The organism is Nocardia grenadensis NBRC 108939 (assembly GCF_001613445.1).
Taxonomy (GTDB): Bacteria; Actinomycetota; Actinomycetes; order Mycobacteriales; family Mycobacteriaceae; genus Nocardia; species Nocardia grenadensis.
The window spans coordinates 72106-85698 of sequence record NZ_BDCJ01000021.1 but is presented as its reverse complement, the minus strand read 5'-3'; the positions used below and the strand labels follow the sequence as shown (position 1 = coordinate 85698).

The window sequence follows — 13593 nt, the reverse complement described above, 5'->3', positions numbered from 1 at the left end:
CTGTTGCCGATTCTGGGTCCCGGCGCCGCCGAGTACTGGGCGAAGCTGCTGGTGGTCGATCCGATCTGAGTTCGTTCCCAGTGCCCCGCCGGGCCGGTGTCACACCGGTCCGGCGGGGCCATTTTCCGGTCCAGTAGCCGGGGGTCGGTGATGAATCGCAGGTGGTTGCCAGTCCAGTCTGCGCCAACTGGCTATGAAGCCGTTTCGTCGCCCCACCTAGAATCGTGGTGTTCATCGACGATCCCCACCTGGCAACAGACACAGGAGCTACCGTGACCACGCCCGAGACCACCCAGACCCCCGACGCGACCCGCGAGGCCGGTACCGCCCGCGTGAAGCGCGGTATGGCCGAGATGCTCAAGGGCGGGGTGATCATGGACGTCGTCACCCCGGAGCAGGCCAAGATCGCCGAGGATGCCGGTGCGGTCGCGGTGATGGCGCTCGAACGGGTGCCGGCCGATATCCGCGCCCAGGGCGGAGTGTCCCGGATGAGCGATCCGGACATGATCGACGGGATCATCGAAGCGGTCTCCATCCCGGTGATGGCCAAGGCCCGGATCGGGCATTTCGTGGAGGCGCAGGTACTGCAGAGCCTCGGTGTCGACTACATCGACGAATCCGAGGTCCTCACCCCCGCCGACTACGCCAACCACATCGACAAGTGGAATTTCACGGTGCCGTTCGTCTGCGGCGCCACCAATCTCGGTGAGGCGTTGCGCCGGATCACCGAGGGTGCGGCCATGATTCGCTCCAAGGGCGAGGCAGGCACCGGTGATGTCTCCAACGCCACCACGCATATGCGCAAGATCCGGCAGGAGATCACCCGGCTGACCTCCCTCCCCACCGATGAGCTGTTCGTCGCCGCCAAGGAACTCCAGGCGCCCTACGAACTCGTGAAGGAGATCGCCGAAACCGGGAAACTGCCCGTCGTGCTGTTCACCGCCGGCGGTATCGCCACCCCGGCCGACGCGGCCATGATGATGCAGCTCGGCGCCGAGGGCGTTTTCGTCGGTTCGGGCATCTTCAAGTCCGGCAACCCGGCGCAGCGCGCGAGCGCGATCGTCAAAGCGACCACGTTCTACGACGACCCCGATGTGCTCGCCAAGGTGTCGCGCGGACTGGGTGAGGCGATGGTCGGGATCAATGTCGACGAGATCCCGCAGCCGCACCGGCTGGCCGAACGCGGTTGGTGAACAAGGCGATTAGGGTTACGCCGCCCCGTCTGGGGGCGTGACCCCCTGGTCGGCGGTCCCACTATTGGGGGCGCCGTGGTTCGCCTGAAGCCCGATGTGTCGGCTCGCGAAGGAAGCACAAGAGGCCGAAGGCAAGTGGTTCTACCATTTACTACTTCACTCGTCGAGGGAATCGGCAAGTCGGGGTCGGCTGGCGGGGGCAGTAGCGTCTGGGCACCCACGCGGTGAACTCGATGGTTCGTTTGCCAGGGAGCGCCACGCCCACGAGAGTCATCGCGTTCGCCCCGGTGGATGACGATCGGCATCACTTCGTCACTTTGTCTGGTTTGGATGGCTCGTGTGCACCTGCTCCAGGAACACCGTTCGGTCGTCGACGTAGTACCAGATGCGCGCAGTGCCCTTCACAGTCGGCTTGTGCTGCCAGCGTTCGTGGGTTGCGCCGCCACGCTCGATGACGCCGAGCTCGCCCTTCAGCCGGTAGTTCGTCGATGTCGTGGCCAGCGGAGTCCTCGTGCGGAAGTCCCAGGTATCCGTCAAGGGGTTGCGGATCGTCGCGACGAGGTCCCTCCATCCCTTGGGGGTATCGGTGGTAGCGAAGCGAATCTCGTACTCGGTCTTCTTCGGGGGACGGGGGACCGGCTCCCCCTTCTTGGCTGCCGTCACGATCGAGGACGCTCCACGGGCGCGTCCTCGTCGAGCCACTCGAGGTCGGCGCTACCGAGCCCGGCCGCGATAGCCGTGGCTGTCTCCTTCCAGGAGGTCAGCTCGGCGATCGCCAGATGTGGCTGGTCGGTGGAGAACGACGCGCGTGCGGCGTCGACGAGAGCCTGGGCGCAGGAATCCCGGTCCGCCGGCGACAGGGCGAGCATCCAGGGAAATGCCTTGGACATGCGCTCGGCGAGCGAACCGCGGTCATCGAGCGTGACCGTGATGAGCTGCGCGGCGAAGTTCAGCAGGCGGGCGCGGCCCTCGGCCTCGCGCTGCGACATCAGTACCAGCGCTTCGCCGTCGCGCCGAGTCACCGTCACGGGGTGATCCTCGGCCTCGGCGAAGACTTCGGCGGAGTGCTTGCTCAGGTCCGAGGAACGCCGGGTTGCCACGGGCCGGTCTGCTGCGATGCTCACGAACCCATGGTATTCGGAACGTGTTCGGAAGTCTCGGGCGTATGTCGGTCGCCACGTCACTGTTCGAACCTTCGGAACACCGGTACGTTCTGCACGCGGACGGCGGCTGCGGTCTGGTCCGAGGTATCGGCACCTGCGGCGGCGAGGAGCCTCGATCCGGGCCCGGCGCGAGTGGCGCGCAGCTGTGGTCCGCCGCAGCGAGACCCCCGCCGGGCAGGAGGTCGTGTGCGCCGCGTGTATTCCGCAGGGATGTCGAGACGGCTCGGCTCCTGCCGGCACCCGGCATGTAGCGGCAGATGAGCCGGCTGTCGTGCGGTCAGCTGGTGCCAGTCCGCAGAGCCGGCCGGTCGGGATGGTCCCAGCGCACGAAATATTCTGCTGCCTCGCTGTTTTCGCGGTCATGGGCGAGCAGGGCCGGTACGGTCCAGAAATCTTCGTCCGGGGTGCTGCGGGTGAGCGCGCCCGCGCTGAGGTCGAGGTGGACGGCGCGGTCGAAGGGCAGGTCGCGACCCAGCAGCATGGGGCCCGCCACGAACAGGACCGTTCCGGGCAGCGCGGTGCGCCGGCAGGCCCGTGCGGAGCGGTCGGCGGCCTCGTCCCACAGTGCGGGCAGCCAGGTACCGGTTCGGTGCACCGCATCGATTACTTCGCGCCGCAGCGCCGGATAGTCGAACCAACTCGTGCGATACGACGTCTCGTCGCGGCCGAACTCCATTCGCAGCGAGGCAGGCCGGACGTAATCGTGCAGCGACACCGTTTCGGCGGGCCGACCGTCGGCCCGTACCCGCTCGGCGGCGCGGTCCGCGAACCCGAGCGGGCGGGCCGCGTCGGCGCCGTCGACGCCGACCACCCGGTACCCCTCCAGCGTCCGCAGGTCCCGGGTCAGTAGTTCGGCGAGGGCGTCGGGGGTCGTCGGTGTGAAACGCGGCACCGGACCATCACAGCAGGTCCGGCCGGGCGGTCGGTGACGGGGATTACCCGCGACCGGATCGTGGGAAATCAGGGGCTCGGGATAATGTCAGCGGATGGCGACTATCGAAGAGGCACTGGAGATCGAACGCCTCGAGCGGGATATTTTCCGCGGCGCGTCCACCAAAACCCAGCTGCCGCGTACGTTCGGCGGCCAGGTGGCGGGCCAGGCGCTGGTGTCGGCGGTGCGCACGGTGGAGCCGCGGTTCCAGGTCCATTCGCTGCACGGCTACTTCCTGCGCCCTGGTAATCCCGGCGCGCCCACCGTCTACCTGGTGGACCGGGTCCGGGACGGTCGCTCCTTCTGCACCCGCCGCGTCACCGGGGTGCAGGACGGTGACGCCATATTCACCATGTCGGCGTCCTTCCACATCGGTGACGAGGGGCCGTCGCATCAGGACGAGATGGCCGATGTGGCGCCGCCGAACGATCTTCCCGACGCCGCGACCAGCATGGATCCGGAGCGGCTGTGGGCCATGCGGGAATGGGAGCACTGGGATATCCGCCCGGTGCCGCAGGACCAGGTGACCCAGCGGCCCGGGGTGGTCTCCCCGCAGCAGGTGTGGTTCCGCTACCGGCATCCGCTGCCCGACGATCCGCTGTTCCATGTGTGCACGCTCGCCTATATGAGCGATATGACGCTGCTCGGCTCCTCCAAAGTCACCCATCCCGACGAACCCACCCAGAACGCCTCGCTCGATCACGCGATGTGGTTCCTGCGCCCGTTCCGTACCGACGACTGGCTGCTCTACGACCAGTCGTCGCCATCGGCCGGTTTCGGCCGCGCCCTGACCGGCGGGAAGATCTTCGATCGCGACGGCCGACTGGTGGCCGCGGTGGTGCAGGAGGGTCTGACCCGGACGCTGCGTTCCTGAGCGGACGGTTCGTCGGTCCGGCGCCGGCGTGACCCCGCGCACACCGGTCCGGCTCGTAAGCTCGCACACGTGAACGAGTCTGCGGTGTCCCCGGAAGTGGCAGCCGCACCGGAAGCCGGTGCCGCGCCCGACCAGCCCACTATCGGCGTGCTGGCCCTGCAGGGCGATATCCGGGAACATATCGCGGTGCTCGCCGCATGCGGTGCCCGTCCGGTCCTGGTCCGCCGCCCGGACGAGTTGGCCGCCGTCGACGCGCTGGTCCTGCCCGGCGGGGAGTCCACGGCGATCAGCAAACTGCTCGAGATCTTCGAACTGCTCGAACCGTTGCGTGCCCGGCTGCGCGCCGGGATGCCGGCGTTCGGGTCCTGCGCCGGGATGATCCTGCTGGCGAGCGAGGTGCTCGATACCCGTGCCGACGCGAAACATCTCGACGGAATCGATATGACGGTGCGGCGCAACGCCTTCGGGCGACAGGTCGACTCGTTCGAAACCGATGTCGAATTCGCCGGGCTGCCCGGCGGCCCGGTCCGGGCGGTGTTCATCCGCGCGCCGTGGGTCGAACGGGCAGGTGCGGCCGTAGAGGTGCTGGCCCGGGTGCCGAGCGGTCCGGCCGCCGACCGAATCGTCGCCGTCCGGCAGGGGCGGGTCGTGGCCACGGCCTTCCACCCGGAAGTCACCGGTGATCACCGTGTGCACCGAATGTTCGTCGATCTGGTCCGTGGCGTAGCGTTGTCCAGCGATACCGTGCCATCGACCTGAAGGAAGTAGGGAATGAGCGGCCACTCCAAATGGGCCACCACCAAGCACAAGAAGGCGGCGATCGATGCTAAGCGTGGCAAGCTCTTCGCCAAGCTGATCAAGAACATCGAGGTGGCGGCCCGGACCGGCGGTGGCGATCCGGAAGGCAACCCGACGCTGTTCGACGCCATCCAGAAGGCCAAGAAATCGTCGGTTCCCAACGACAATATCGAGCGGGCACGTAAGCGCGGCGGTGGCGAGGAAGCCGGCGGCGCCGACTGGCAGACCATCATGTACGAGGGCTACGGCCCCAACGGTGTCGCCGTCCTGATCGAATGCCTCACCGACAACCGCAACCGGGCCGCCGGCGAGGTGCGCGTCGCCATGACCCGCAACGGCGGGAACATGGCCGATCCGGGATCGGTGTCCTACCTGTTCCACCGCAAGGGCATCGTCACTCTGGAGAAGAACGGTCTGTCCGAGGACGATGTGCTGATGGCGGTGCTGGATGCCGGCGCCGAGGAGGTCAACGACCTCGGTGAATCCTTCGAGATCATCAGCGAGCCCGGCGATCTGATCGAGGTCCGCAAGGCGCTGCAGTCGTCCGATATCGACTACGACTCCGCCGAATCCGGGTTCCAGCCGTCGGTGAGTGTCGCGGTCGACGCGGACGGTGCCCGCAAGGTGTTCAAACTGGTCGACGCGCTGGAGGACAGCGACGACGTCCAGAACGTGTACACCAATGTCGATATCTCCGACGAGGTACTGGCCGAACTGGACGCCGACTAGCCGGCCAGCCCGGCGTAGTGATCTCGCAGGGCGGGGTAGTAGTCGTCGAAGTCGGGGCGTCGCGCATCCGTGCGCGACGCACCGAGCGCATCCAGGTAGTAGTCCCAGCCCGGCCCGATCTCGGGTAGCTGTTCGGTCGAGATCAGATGATGGACGAACACGAGCTCGGTCAGCCCCTCGTGTTCGGTGAGGGTGACCTCGAGCTGCCAGCTGCCGTGCTCGTCGACGGTGCGCAGGGCGAGATGACGTGGCGGGTCGCACGCGTCGACCGTGTACTCGCTCCAGGGCTGCCCCTCTTCGTAGGACAACCGCACCCGTATCGTCCGGCCCGGTCCGGGCTCGCCCTGCCACGGCCCGAACCAGCGGGCGGTGCGCTCGGATTCGGTGATACTGGCCCAGACGTCCGTGATGGGTGCGCGATAGGTCCGCGTGAGGACCAGATCGTGGCCGGCCGGTGTGTTCTCCAGGCGTCCGGTGGGGTGGATGGTCATGCCGAGTTCTCCTCGTGGTCGGAAATTTTCAGGGGATCCCGGCGTTGTGGCCCGATAGGGGATTGCTCGGCGGTCGATCTGCGCTCACGGCGGGTCCGGTGGACCTCGGTGGCCAGTGCGTCCAGCCGGTGTTCCCACGCCGCCGGTTCGTCCAGGGCGGCGAGCCAGGTGCGTATTTCGCGTAGCGGTGCGGTGTCCAGGGTGTAGTAGCGCTGCCGTCCCACCAGTTCGTCGCGGACCAGGCCGCTGTCGCGTAGTACCCGGAGATGCCGGCTGATCGCGGGCCGGCTGATCGGGAACCGGTCGGCGATCGCGCCCGCGGTGCGGCGGGTGCCGCGCAGCATCTCGAGGATCTCCCGCCGTACCGGGTCGGCGATTGCCGCGGCTACCTCGTCCACGAGCAAAGAGTAACCAGTTGGTTACGCGTTTGTCCAGGGGCGCTGCGGGGCGGGTCATGCGCGCCGGGCACGCAGGATCGAGGGACCACGGGCGTGCCACCGGATCGGGGGTGGCGGGCGGCGGCACAATGGCGGCATGGTCGCTGTGACTCTCGTGCACGGGGATATCACCGAGCAGCAGGTCGACGCGGTGGTCAATGCCGCCAACTCGGAACTGCTCGGCGGCGGGGGTGTGGACGGCGCGATACACCGGCGCGGAGGGCCCGCGATCCTGGCCGAATGCCGGCGGCTACGGGAGACCGACTACCCCCGCGGACTGCCCACCGGGCAGGCAGTGGCGACCACGGCCGGCGATCTGCCGGCCCGATGGGTCGTTCATGCGGTCGGCCCGGTGTGGTCGGCCCGCGGCGACCGCGCGGCACAGCTCGCCCCGCTGCTGGCTTCCTGCTATCGCGAATCGCTGCGGGTGGCGGACGAACTGGGCGCGCGGACGGTCGCGTTCCCGGCGATCTCCACCGGTGGGTACCGCTGGCCGATGGACGACGGGGCTCGGATCGCGATCGACGCCGTCCGGGCCACCTCGACCCGGGTCGAGGAAGTGCGGTTCGTGCTCTACGACGCCGCCGCGTACGACATCTTCGCAGCGCAGCTGGGCCGCTGAGCCCCCGTCGACCCCGGCCCGTGTCCCTGGCACCGAGATACCCGGTCCTGCACTAGACTTCGAACAACTGTTCGTTCTGGGAAGGGATTCGTCGGTGCGGGTGATGGGCGTCGACCCCGGGCTCACCCGGTGTGGGGTGAGCATGGTCGAAGGGGGCGCGGGGCGCACCGTGCGGGCGATCGCGGTGGATGTGGTCCGCACACCGGCCGAGATGGACCTGGCCCGGCGACTGCTGCGGATATCCGATGCCGCCGAGGAGTGGATGGAAACCCACCGACCCGAAGTGGTGGCGATCGAGCGGGTGTTCGCGCAGCACAATGTGCGCACCGCCATGGGCACCGCACAGGCGGGCGGGGTCATCGCACTGGCGGCCGCGCGCCGCGATATCCCGGTCATGTTCCATACTCCCAGTGAGGTGAAGGCGGCCGTCACCGGTAACGGCGGTGCGGACAAGAAACAGGTGACGGCCATGGTCACCCGGATCCTCGGGCTCGCGGCCCCGCCCAAACCGGCCGATGCCGCCGACGCGCTGGCACTCGCCATCTGCCACTGCTGGCGGGCGCCGCTGCTGGAGCGGATCGCACGGGCCGAAGCCCTGGCCGAACGGGCCCGGAAGCAGTACACACAACGACTCGAACAGCAGCGGAAGGCGGTACGCGGGTGATCGCGTCTCTACGCGGCGAAGTCCTGGAACTCGCCCTCGATCATGTCGTCCTGGAGGCCTCGGGAGTCGGATATCAGCTCAACGCCACCCCCGCGACCTTGGCCGGTCTCACCCGTGGTGCCGAGGCCACGCTGTTCACCGCATTGATCGTGCGCGAGGATTCGATGACCCTGTACGGATTCGCCGACACCGAGTCGCGTGATCTGTTCGGTCTGTTGCAGACCGTGTCCGGGGTGGGCCCGCGGCTGGCCATGGCGGTGCTGGCGGTACTGGAACCCGAGGCGCTGCGCAAGGCACTGGCCGCGGGCGATATCGCGGCCCTCACCCGGGTGCCCGGGATCGGTAAACGCGGCGCCGAGCGGATGGTCGTGGAACTGCGGGACAAGGTGAACCTGGTGCCGGTACCCGCCGGCGGTGCGGCCACTGCCGCACCGGTGCACACTCCCGTCCGCGATCAGGTCGTGGAAGCCCTCGCCGGTCTCGGGTTCCCGCTCAAACAGGCCGAACCGGCCGTGGACGCGGTGCTGGCCGAGAACCCCGCCGCGGGTAATTCGGCCGCGCTGCGCGCCGCGCTCGGGATGTTGGGCCGGAACCGCTAGGCAGCAATGGAATACGACGACGACCAAGACACCCCGGAATCGCCGGTCAGCGCCGGCTACCTGGCCTCCGACGGGGATACCGACTCCGGATTACGCCCCACCTCGCTCGACGGCTTCATCGGTCAGCCGCGGGTACGTGAACAGCTCGCCCTGGTGCTGCGCGGCGCCCGGGCGCGTGGCGGTACCCCCGATCACATCCTGCTGTCGGGTCCGCCGGGCCTGGGTAAGACGAGCCTGGCGATGATCATCGCCACCGAACTCGGGACCGCGTTGCGCATCACCTCCGGACCGGCCCTGGAACGCGCGGGCGATCTGGCCGCCATGCTCAGCAACCTGGTCGCCGGAGACGTGCTGTTCATCGACGAGATCCACCGCATGGCCCGGCCCGCCGAGGAGATGCTCTATCTGGCGATGGAGGATTTCCGGGTCGATGTGGTGGTCGGCAAGGGGCCGGGCGCGACGTCGATTCCGCTCGATATCGCGCCGTTCACCCTGGTGGGGGCCACCACCCGCGCGGGTGCGCTCACCGGCCCGCTGCGCGACCGGTTCGGTTTCACCGGCCATATGGACTTCTACGAACCCGACGAACTGCTGCTCATCCTGCAGCGCTCCGCGCAGATCCTCGGTGTGGGCATCGATACCGATGCCGCCACCGAGGTCGCGGGCCGCTCCCGGGGGACACCCCGGATCGCCAACCGGCTCTTGCGCCGGGTGCGCGACTACGCCGAGGTCCGGGCCGACGGCATGATCACCCTGGCGGTCGCCCGGGCGGCGCTCGAGGTCTACGACGTCGACCCGATGGGCCTGGACCGGCTCGACCGCGCGGTGCTGGGTGCCCTGGTCCGGGGTTTCGGTGGAGGGCCGGTGGGCGTATCGACCCTGGCCGTGGCGGTCGGCGAGGAACCCGCCACGGTCGAGGAGGTGTGCGAACCGTTCCTGGTGCGGGCCGGGATGGTCGCGCGTACCCCGCGCGGCCGGGTGGCGACCGCGGCCGCCTGGACCCATCTGGGTCTCACACCGCCCCCTGACCTGGCCTTCGGAGGGCTGGAGGTGCGGAGCCGGGAACCCCACCCGACGCTCGACCTGTTCGAGTGAACGGCGGCGGTCCGCCGTCCGGTCAGAAGCCGAACTCGCGCCGCACCCGCTCGACGAAGGCGTCCACCTGCTCGGGGTGGTAGCCGCGCCCGAACAATCCCGCCGGCGCCCGGAACCCGCGGTTCAGGATCTCGCGGGTCAATGTGACGCGGCGCTGCAGCGCGGCGGCGACGAGGTCCAGCAGTTCGTCGACATCCTGTTCCCGGTAGCCCCGGCGGCCGAACGGCGCTCGCGCGAAAGTGATCTCGTGGACTTCCTCGGGAGTCATCCGCCGATTATCGCGGGGCCGGCCATTGCCCGCCGGGTGTTCGCCGGAGGGTGAGATGTGCCACCGGGCCACACCCGGCTCCGCCCCGGTACCGCGTGTTGGGGCGTGCGGGTGTGGCGCGGATCCGAAGAACTGGCAGACTGTGTGCGTACCTGTCCCCCTCCCCACCCAGATCAGGAACTGACTTCGACCATGGATCTGCTGTTTCCGCTCATACTGGTCGCGCTGCTGGTGCCGATGTTCCTAGGCATGCGCCGCCAGAAGAAAGAGGCCGACAAAGTCGCCCAGATGCAGGACAGCCTGAAGGTCGGTGACCGGGTCACCACCACCTCGGGCCTGTACGGCACCGTGGTCGAGGCCGACGACACCAGTGTCGATCTCGAGATCGCCGAGGATGTCGTGACCACCTGGCTACGTGCGGCCATCCGCGACGTGCGCGTCGACGATACCGACGACGAAACCGCTGGTGACAGCGCTGAGGGCGCCGAGTCAACCGACTCCGCCGACGCCCCCGCCGCCGCCGAGGAGACCCCGGCGCAGACCGAAACCCGGCTGACCAAGGACTGACACACCACGGCCCGGCCACCGGAACCGGATATTCCGGGCAACCGGTGGTATAGGCATGTGCCGTGGCCGTTCCACCCAGAACTTCCGCCTAGGAGATGACGACCTGTGCCACCGTCCCAGGGATCGGCGCACCAATTCCGCTGGCTCGCCTTGTTCGGCGTGCTGGTGGCCGCGATCTACGCGCTGGTGTTCTTCACCGGTGACAAATCACCGACACCCAAACTCGGCATCGACCTACAGGGTGGTACCCGGGTCACCCTGACCGCGCGAACGCCCGACGGGAACCGGCCCAGCAAGGACAGTCTCGCCAAGGCACAGGAGATCATCGAGAACCGGGTCAACGGTCTCGGCGTCTCCGGTTCCGAGGTCGTGATCGACGGGGACAACCTGGTGATCACCGTCCCGGGAGAGGACAGCCAGCAGGCCCGCACCCTGGCCAGCACCGCCAAGCTGTACATCCGGCCGGTCCTGAAATACAACCCGGCGCCGACCGCTCAGCAGCCCGCCCCGGGCGGCACCACCCCGGCTCCGGAGCCCGCGGCTCCCGCCCCGGCCGGTGAGCCGGGCACGGCACCCGGGAGCGGTACCGAGGGCACGACCCCCGATGCGGGCACCGCGCCCGATGCCGGCGCCCAGGACGGCGCGACCCCCGATACCGGCGCGGGCGCACCGGTCGAGGAGACGCCCGCCGCCGCGCCCCTGCCGGAAAGCGAGACCGCCGTCCATCCGGCCCAGGCGCCCGGCGAATCCCCGGCGCCCACCGAAACCGGCCCGGCCCCCGCTCCACAGGATCCGAATGCCCCGCCGGCCACGCCCGCCGAAGGGACGCTGACCCCACAGGAGCAGGCGCAGCGGGAGATCGAGATGGCCAAGGCCATCCGGCAGAGCACCGATCCCACCACCCAGCAGCTCGCCATGGCGTCGATGGACTGCACCGCCTCCGATCCGCTCGCGGGTAACGATGATCCGAACCTGCCGCTGGTCACCTGCTCCACCGACGGTAAAGAGGTGTTCCTGCTCGACAAGAGCCGGATCGACGGACAGGAGATCGCCAACGCGACCTCGGGTCTGAACACCGAGCAGGCGCGGCATGAGGTCAACCTGGAGTTCAAGGGCAGCGGAAGCGATGCCTGGGCCTCGCTCACCGGTGAGTACGTGCAGCAGCGGGTCGCCTTCGTCCTCGATTCGGAGGTGGTCAGCGCACCGGTGGTTCAGCAGGGCCCCCAGCTGGGCGGGCGCACCTCGATCTCCGGTGACTTCAACGCCGCCAGCGCCAAGGAACTGGCGAATACGCTCAAGTACGGTTCGCTGCCGCTGTCATTCCAGACTTCCGAGGCCGAGACGGTCTCGGCGACCCTCGGGCTGTCCTCGCTGAAAGCGGGCCTGATCGCCGGGGCGGTCGGTCTGATCGCGGTACTCGTCTACTGTCTGGTCTATTACCGCATGCTCGGGTTCCTCACCGCGTTGTCGCTGGTCGGATCCGGTTTCGCGGTGTACGGCATCATGGTCCTGCTCGGCCGCTGGATCGGGTTCACCCTCGACTTGGCCGGTATCGCCGGTCTGATCATCGGTATCGGTATGACCGCCGACTCGTTCGTCGTGTTCTTCGAGCGGATCAAGGACGAAATGCGCGAGGGACGAAGTTTCCGATCGGCGGTACCGCGTGGCTGGCAGCGCGCCCGCAAGACGATTCTGTCCGGTAACGCCGTCAGCTTCATCGCCGCCGCCGTGCTGTACGTCCTCGCGGTCGGCCAGGTGCGCGGCTTCGCGTTCACGCTCGGTTTGACCACCATCCTCGATGTGGTGGTCGTGGTCCTGGTCACGGCCCCGCTCGTCCACCTGGCGTCCCGGTCGAGCTACTGGGCCAAACCGTCGGTGAACGGCCTCGGCGCGATGCAAGAGCTCGCCCGGGAACGCAAGGCGGCCGAGGCCGCGGTCGGGAAGGCGTGACGATGAACAGCCCCGTGACGATGGACAAACCCGCCGCGCCGCGCCCCTCCGGCGCCCGGCACAGCTGGTTGAACCGCCTCTACACCGGCACAGGTGTACTCGACGTGGTCGGCAACCGCCGCCGCTGGTACCTGATCACCGCCGGAATCGTGCTGGTCTGCCTGCTCAGCATGGCGGTACGCGGTTTCACCTTCGGTATCGACTTCGTCGGTGGCTCCCGTATCCAGTTGCCGGCCGGTGAGGTGACCACCGAGCAGGTGGAGACGGTCTACAGCGACACCATCGGTTCGGCGCCCGAATCGGTGCAGACCGTCGGCACCGGCGACGGCAAGACCATCCTGATCCGTTCGGAGACGCTGGACGCCCAGCAGCTCGGCGCCCTGCAGACCGCACTGTTCGACCAGTTCCAGCCACGCGACGACACCGGCAACCCGAGCCGTAACGCCATCAGCGCCTCCGATGTGAGCGAGACCTGGGGCGGTCAGATCACCAGGCAGGCACTGATCGCGTTGGTGGTGTTCCTGGTACTGGTCAGCGTCTACATCGCTATCCGCTACGAACGCGATATGGCCCTGGCGGCGCTGGCCGCCCTGGTCTTCGACCTCCTGGTCACGGCCGGGGTGTATTCACTGGTCGGCTTCGAGGTCACCCCCGCGATGGTGATCGGCATGCTCACCATCCTCGGTTTCTCGCTCTACGACTCGGTCGTCGTGTTCGACAAGGTCGAGGAGAACACCCGCGGGGTGCTGCACACGAGCCGGCGTACCTACGGGGAGCAGGCGAATCTGGCCGTCAACCAGACCCTGATGCGCTCTATCAACACCACGCTCATCGGCGCGCTGCCCATTATCGGGCTGATGGTGATCGCAGTGTGGATGCTGGGGGTCGGCACACTGCAGGACCTGGCACTGGTGCAGCTCGTCGGCACCGTGGTCGGCGCCTACTCGTCCATCTTCTTCGCGACTCCGCTGCTGGTATCCATCAAGGAACGCTGGGGCCCGGTGGCAGCGCATACGAAGAAGGTGCACGCGCGCCGTGCCGCGCAGGCGAGCGGCCGGCCCATCCCCGGTGCCGACCGGCCCCTGGCGGCGCCGGGCCGGCGCCCCGTGGGCGCACCCGACGACCCGGATCAGCGCAACCCACGCAGGACCGGGCCCGGCGGGCCTCCGCCCGGCGCCCGCCCCACCGGAAAACGACAGAGGCGGCACTGAC

17 protein-coding genes are annotated in these 13593 nt (G+C 68.4%); 11 read left to right on the top strand and 6 right to left on the bottom strand.

The features are described from left to right. The first annotated feature begins 272 nt into the window (after positions 1-272). On the top strand, positions 273-1193 hold the full coding sequence (pdxS, locus tag NGR01S_RS22675) for a pyridoxal 5'-phosphate synthase lyase subunit PdxS (protein WP_083872722.1): 921 nt from the start codon (positions 273-275) through the stop codon (positions 1191-1193). Between the two features lie 312 nt (positions 1194-1505). Here the strand turns inward: pdxS and NGR01S_RS22670 are convergent, their stop codons facing one another. From NGR01S_RS22670 to NGR01S_RS22660, 3 genes are all read right to left on the bottom strand, one after another. Further along, complete coding sequence (locus NGR01S_RS22670) at positions 1506-1856, bottom strand: hypothetical protein (RefSeq protein WP_063040076.1); 351 nt, start codon at positions 1854-1856, stop codon at positions 1506-1508. Beyond that, on the bottom strand, positions 1853-2317 hold the full coding sequence (locus tag NGR01S_RS22665) for a prevent-host-death protein (protein WP_063040074.1): 465 nt from the start codon (positions 2315-2317) through the stop codon (positions 1853-1855). The genes NGR01S_RS22670 and NGR01S_RS22665 overlap by 4 nt, the downstream gene beginning before the upstream one ends. 316 nt (positions 2318-2633) lie before the next feature. Further along, positions 2634-3248, bottom strand: coding sequence for a nucleoside/nucleotide kinase family protein (locus NGR01S_RS22660; protein ID WP_063040072.1), 615 nt, complete (start codon positions 3246-3248; stop codon positions 2634-2636). 94 nt (positions 3249-3342) lie between these two features. Here NGR01S_RS22660 and NGR01S_RS22655 point away from each other — a divergent pair, with 94 nt between their 5' ends. The 3 genes from NGR01S_RS22655 (at position 3343) to NGR01S_RS22645 (ending at position 5688) form a co-directional block, all read left to right on the top strand. Further along, entirely contained in the window at positions 3343-4161 is an 819-nt protein-coding gene (locus NGR01S_RS22655; protein WP_063040070.1) for an acyl-CoA thioesterase, read from the top strand. Positions 4162-4257: 96 nt separating this feature from the next. Further along, positions 4258-4920 carry a pyridoxal 5'-phosphate synthase glutaminase subunit PdxT gene (gene pdxT, locus NGR01S_RS22650; protein ID WP_063040115.1) on the top strand — a complete coding sequence of 221 codons (663 nt, stop codon included), beginning with the start codon at positions 4258-4260 and terminating at the stop codon, positions 4918-4920. Between the two features lie 12 nt (positions 4921-4932). Next, positions 4933-5688, top strand: coding sequence for a YebC/PmpR family DNA-binding transcriptional regulator (locus tag NGR01S_RS22645; protein ID WP_030521551.1), 756 nt, complete (start codon positions 4933-4935; stop codon positions 5686-5688). Here the strand turns inward: NGR01S_RS22645 and NGR01S_RS22640 are convergent. Next, complete coding sequence (locus NGR01S_RS22640) at positions 5685-6179, bottom strand: SRPBCC family protein (RefSeq protein ID WP_063040068.1); 495 nt, start codon at positions 6177-6179, stop codon at positions 5685-5687. The two genes, NGR01S_RS22645 and NGR01S_RS22640, sit on opposite strands and share 4 nt — an antisense overlap. Continuing rightward, on the bottom strand, positions 6176-6577 hold the full coding sequence (locus NGR01S_RS22635) for a metalloregulator ArsR/SmtB family transcription factor (protein WP_084481601.1): 402 nt from the start codon (positions 6575-6577) through the stop codon (positions 6176-6178). Before NGR01S_RS22635 ends, NGR01S_RS22640 begins: the two co-directional genes overlap by 4 nt. A 136-nt stretch (positions 6578-6713) precedes the next feature. Between NGR01S_RS22635 and NGR01S_RS22630 the strand changes: the two genes are divergently transcribed. The 4 genes from NGR01S_RS22630 to ruvB all read left to right on the top strand — a co-directional run bounded on the left by NGR01S_RS22630 (position 6714) and on the right by ruvB (position 9596). Further along, complete coding sequence (locus tag NGR01S_RS22630) at positions 6714-7238, top strand: O-acetyl-ADP-ribose deacetylase (RefSeq protein WP_063040066.1); 525 nt, start codon at positions 6714-6716, stop codon at positions 7236-7238. 94 nt (positions 7239-7332) lie between these two features. Continuing rightward, positions 7333-7902 carry a crossover junction endodeoxyribonuclease RuvC gene (gene ruvC, locus NGR01S_RS22625; RefSeq protein ID WP_063040064.1) on the top strand — a complete coding sequence of 190 codons (570 nt, stop codon included), beginning with the start codon at positions 7333-7335 and terminating at the stop codon, positions 7900-7902. Further along, entirely contained in the window at positions 7899-8501 is a 603-nt protein-coding gene (gene ruvA / locus NGR01S_RS22620; protein WP_063040062.1) for a Holliday junction branch migration protein RuvA, read from the top strand. Before ruvC ends, ruvA begins: the two co-directional genes overlap by 4 nt. A gap of 6 nt (positions 8502-8507) precedes the next feature. Continuing rightward, the gene (ruvB, locus tag NGR01S_RS22615; protein WP_063040060.1) at positions 8508-9596 is read left to right on the top strand and encodes a Holliday junction branch migration DNA helicase RuvB; all 1089 of its coding nucleotides are present in this window, start codon (positions 8508-8510) and stop codon (positions 9594-9596) included. Between the two features lie 22 nt (positions 9597-9618). Here ruvB and NGR01S_RS22610 read toward each other — a convergent pair whose 3' ends face one another. Then, positions 9619-9864 (bottom strand): DivIVA domain-containing protein, encoded by a 246-nt coding sequence (locus tag NGR01S_RS22610; protein WP_063040058.1) that lies wholly within the window; start codon positions 9862-9864, stop codon positions 9619-9621. Between the two features lie 192 nt (positions 9865-10056). On the opposite strand from NGR01S_RS22610, the gene yajC reads away from it, so the two are divergent. From yajC to secF, 3 genes are all read left to right on the top strand, one after another. After that, positions 10057-10431, top strand: coding sequence for a preprotein translocase subunit YajC (gene yajC, locus NGR01S_RS22605; protein ID WP_063040056.1), 375 nt, complete (start codon positions 10057-10059; stop codon positions 10429-10431). A gap of 105 nt (positions 10432-10536) precedes the next feature. Then, the gene (gene secD / locus NGR01S_RS22600) at positions 10537-12381 is read left to right on the top strand and encodes a protein translocase subunit SecD (RefSeq protein ID WP_063040054.1); all 1845 of its coding nucleotides are present in this window, start codon (positions 10537-10539) and stop codon (positions 12379-12381) included. 2 nt (positions 12382-12383) lie between these two features. Continuing rightward, the gene (gene secF / locus NGR01S_RS22595) at positions 12384-13592 is read left to right on the top strand and encodes a protein translocase subunit SecF (RefSeq protein WP_084481600.1); all 1209 of its coding nucleotides are present in this window, start codon (positions 12384-12386) and stop codon (positions 13590-13592) included. The last annotated feature ends 1 nt before the right edge of the window (position 13593 follow it).

Bases quoted from the DNA above. Each gene is read 5' to 3' on its own strand.
- NGR01S_RS22645 (WP_030521551.1), top strand. From the start codon at position 4,933: ATGAGCGGCCACTCCAAATGGGCCACCACCAAGCACAAGAAGGCGGCG.
- NGR01S_RS22655 (WP_063040070.1), top strand. From the start codon at position 3,343: ATGGCGACTATCGAAGAGGCACTGGAGATCGAACGCCTCGAGCGGGAT.
- NGR01S_RS22640 (WP_063040068.1), bottom strand. From the start codon at position 6,179: ATGACCATCCACCCCACCGGACGCCTGGAGAACACACCGGCCGGCCAC.
- secF (WP_084481600.1), top strand. From the start codon at position 12,384: ATGAACAGCCCCGTGACGATGGACAAACCCGCCGCGCCGCGCCCCTCC.
- ruvB (WP_063040060.1), top strand. From the start codon at position 8,508: ATGGAATACGACGACGACCAAGACACCCCGGAATCGCCGGTCAGCGCC.
- NGR01S_RS22630 (WP_063040066.1), top strand. From the start codon at position 6,714: ATGGTCGCTGTGACTCTCGTGCACGGGGATATCACCGAGCAGCAGGTC.
- yajC (WP_063040056.1), top strand. From the start codon at position 10,057: ATGGATCTGCTGTTTCCGCTCATACTGGTCGCGCTGCTGGTGCCGATG.
- NGR01S_RS22610 (WP_063040058.1), bottom strand. From the start codon at position 9,864: ATGACTCCCGAGGAAGTCCACGAGATCACTTTCGCGCGAGCGCCGTTC.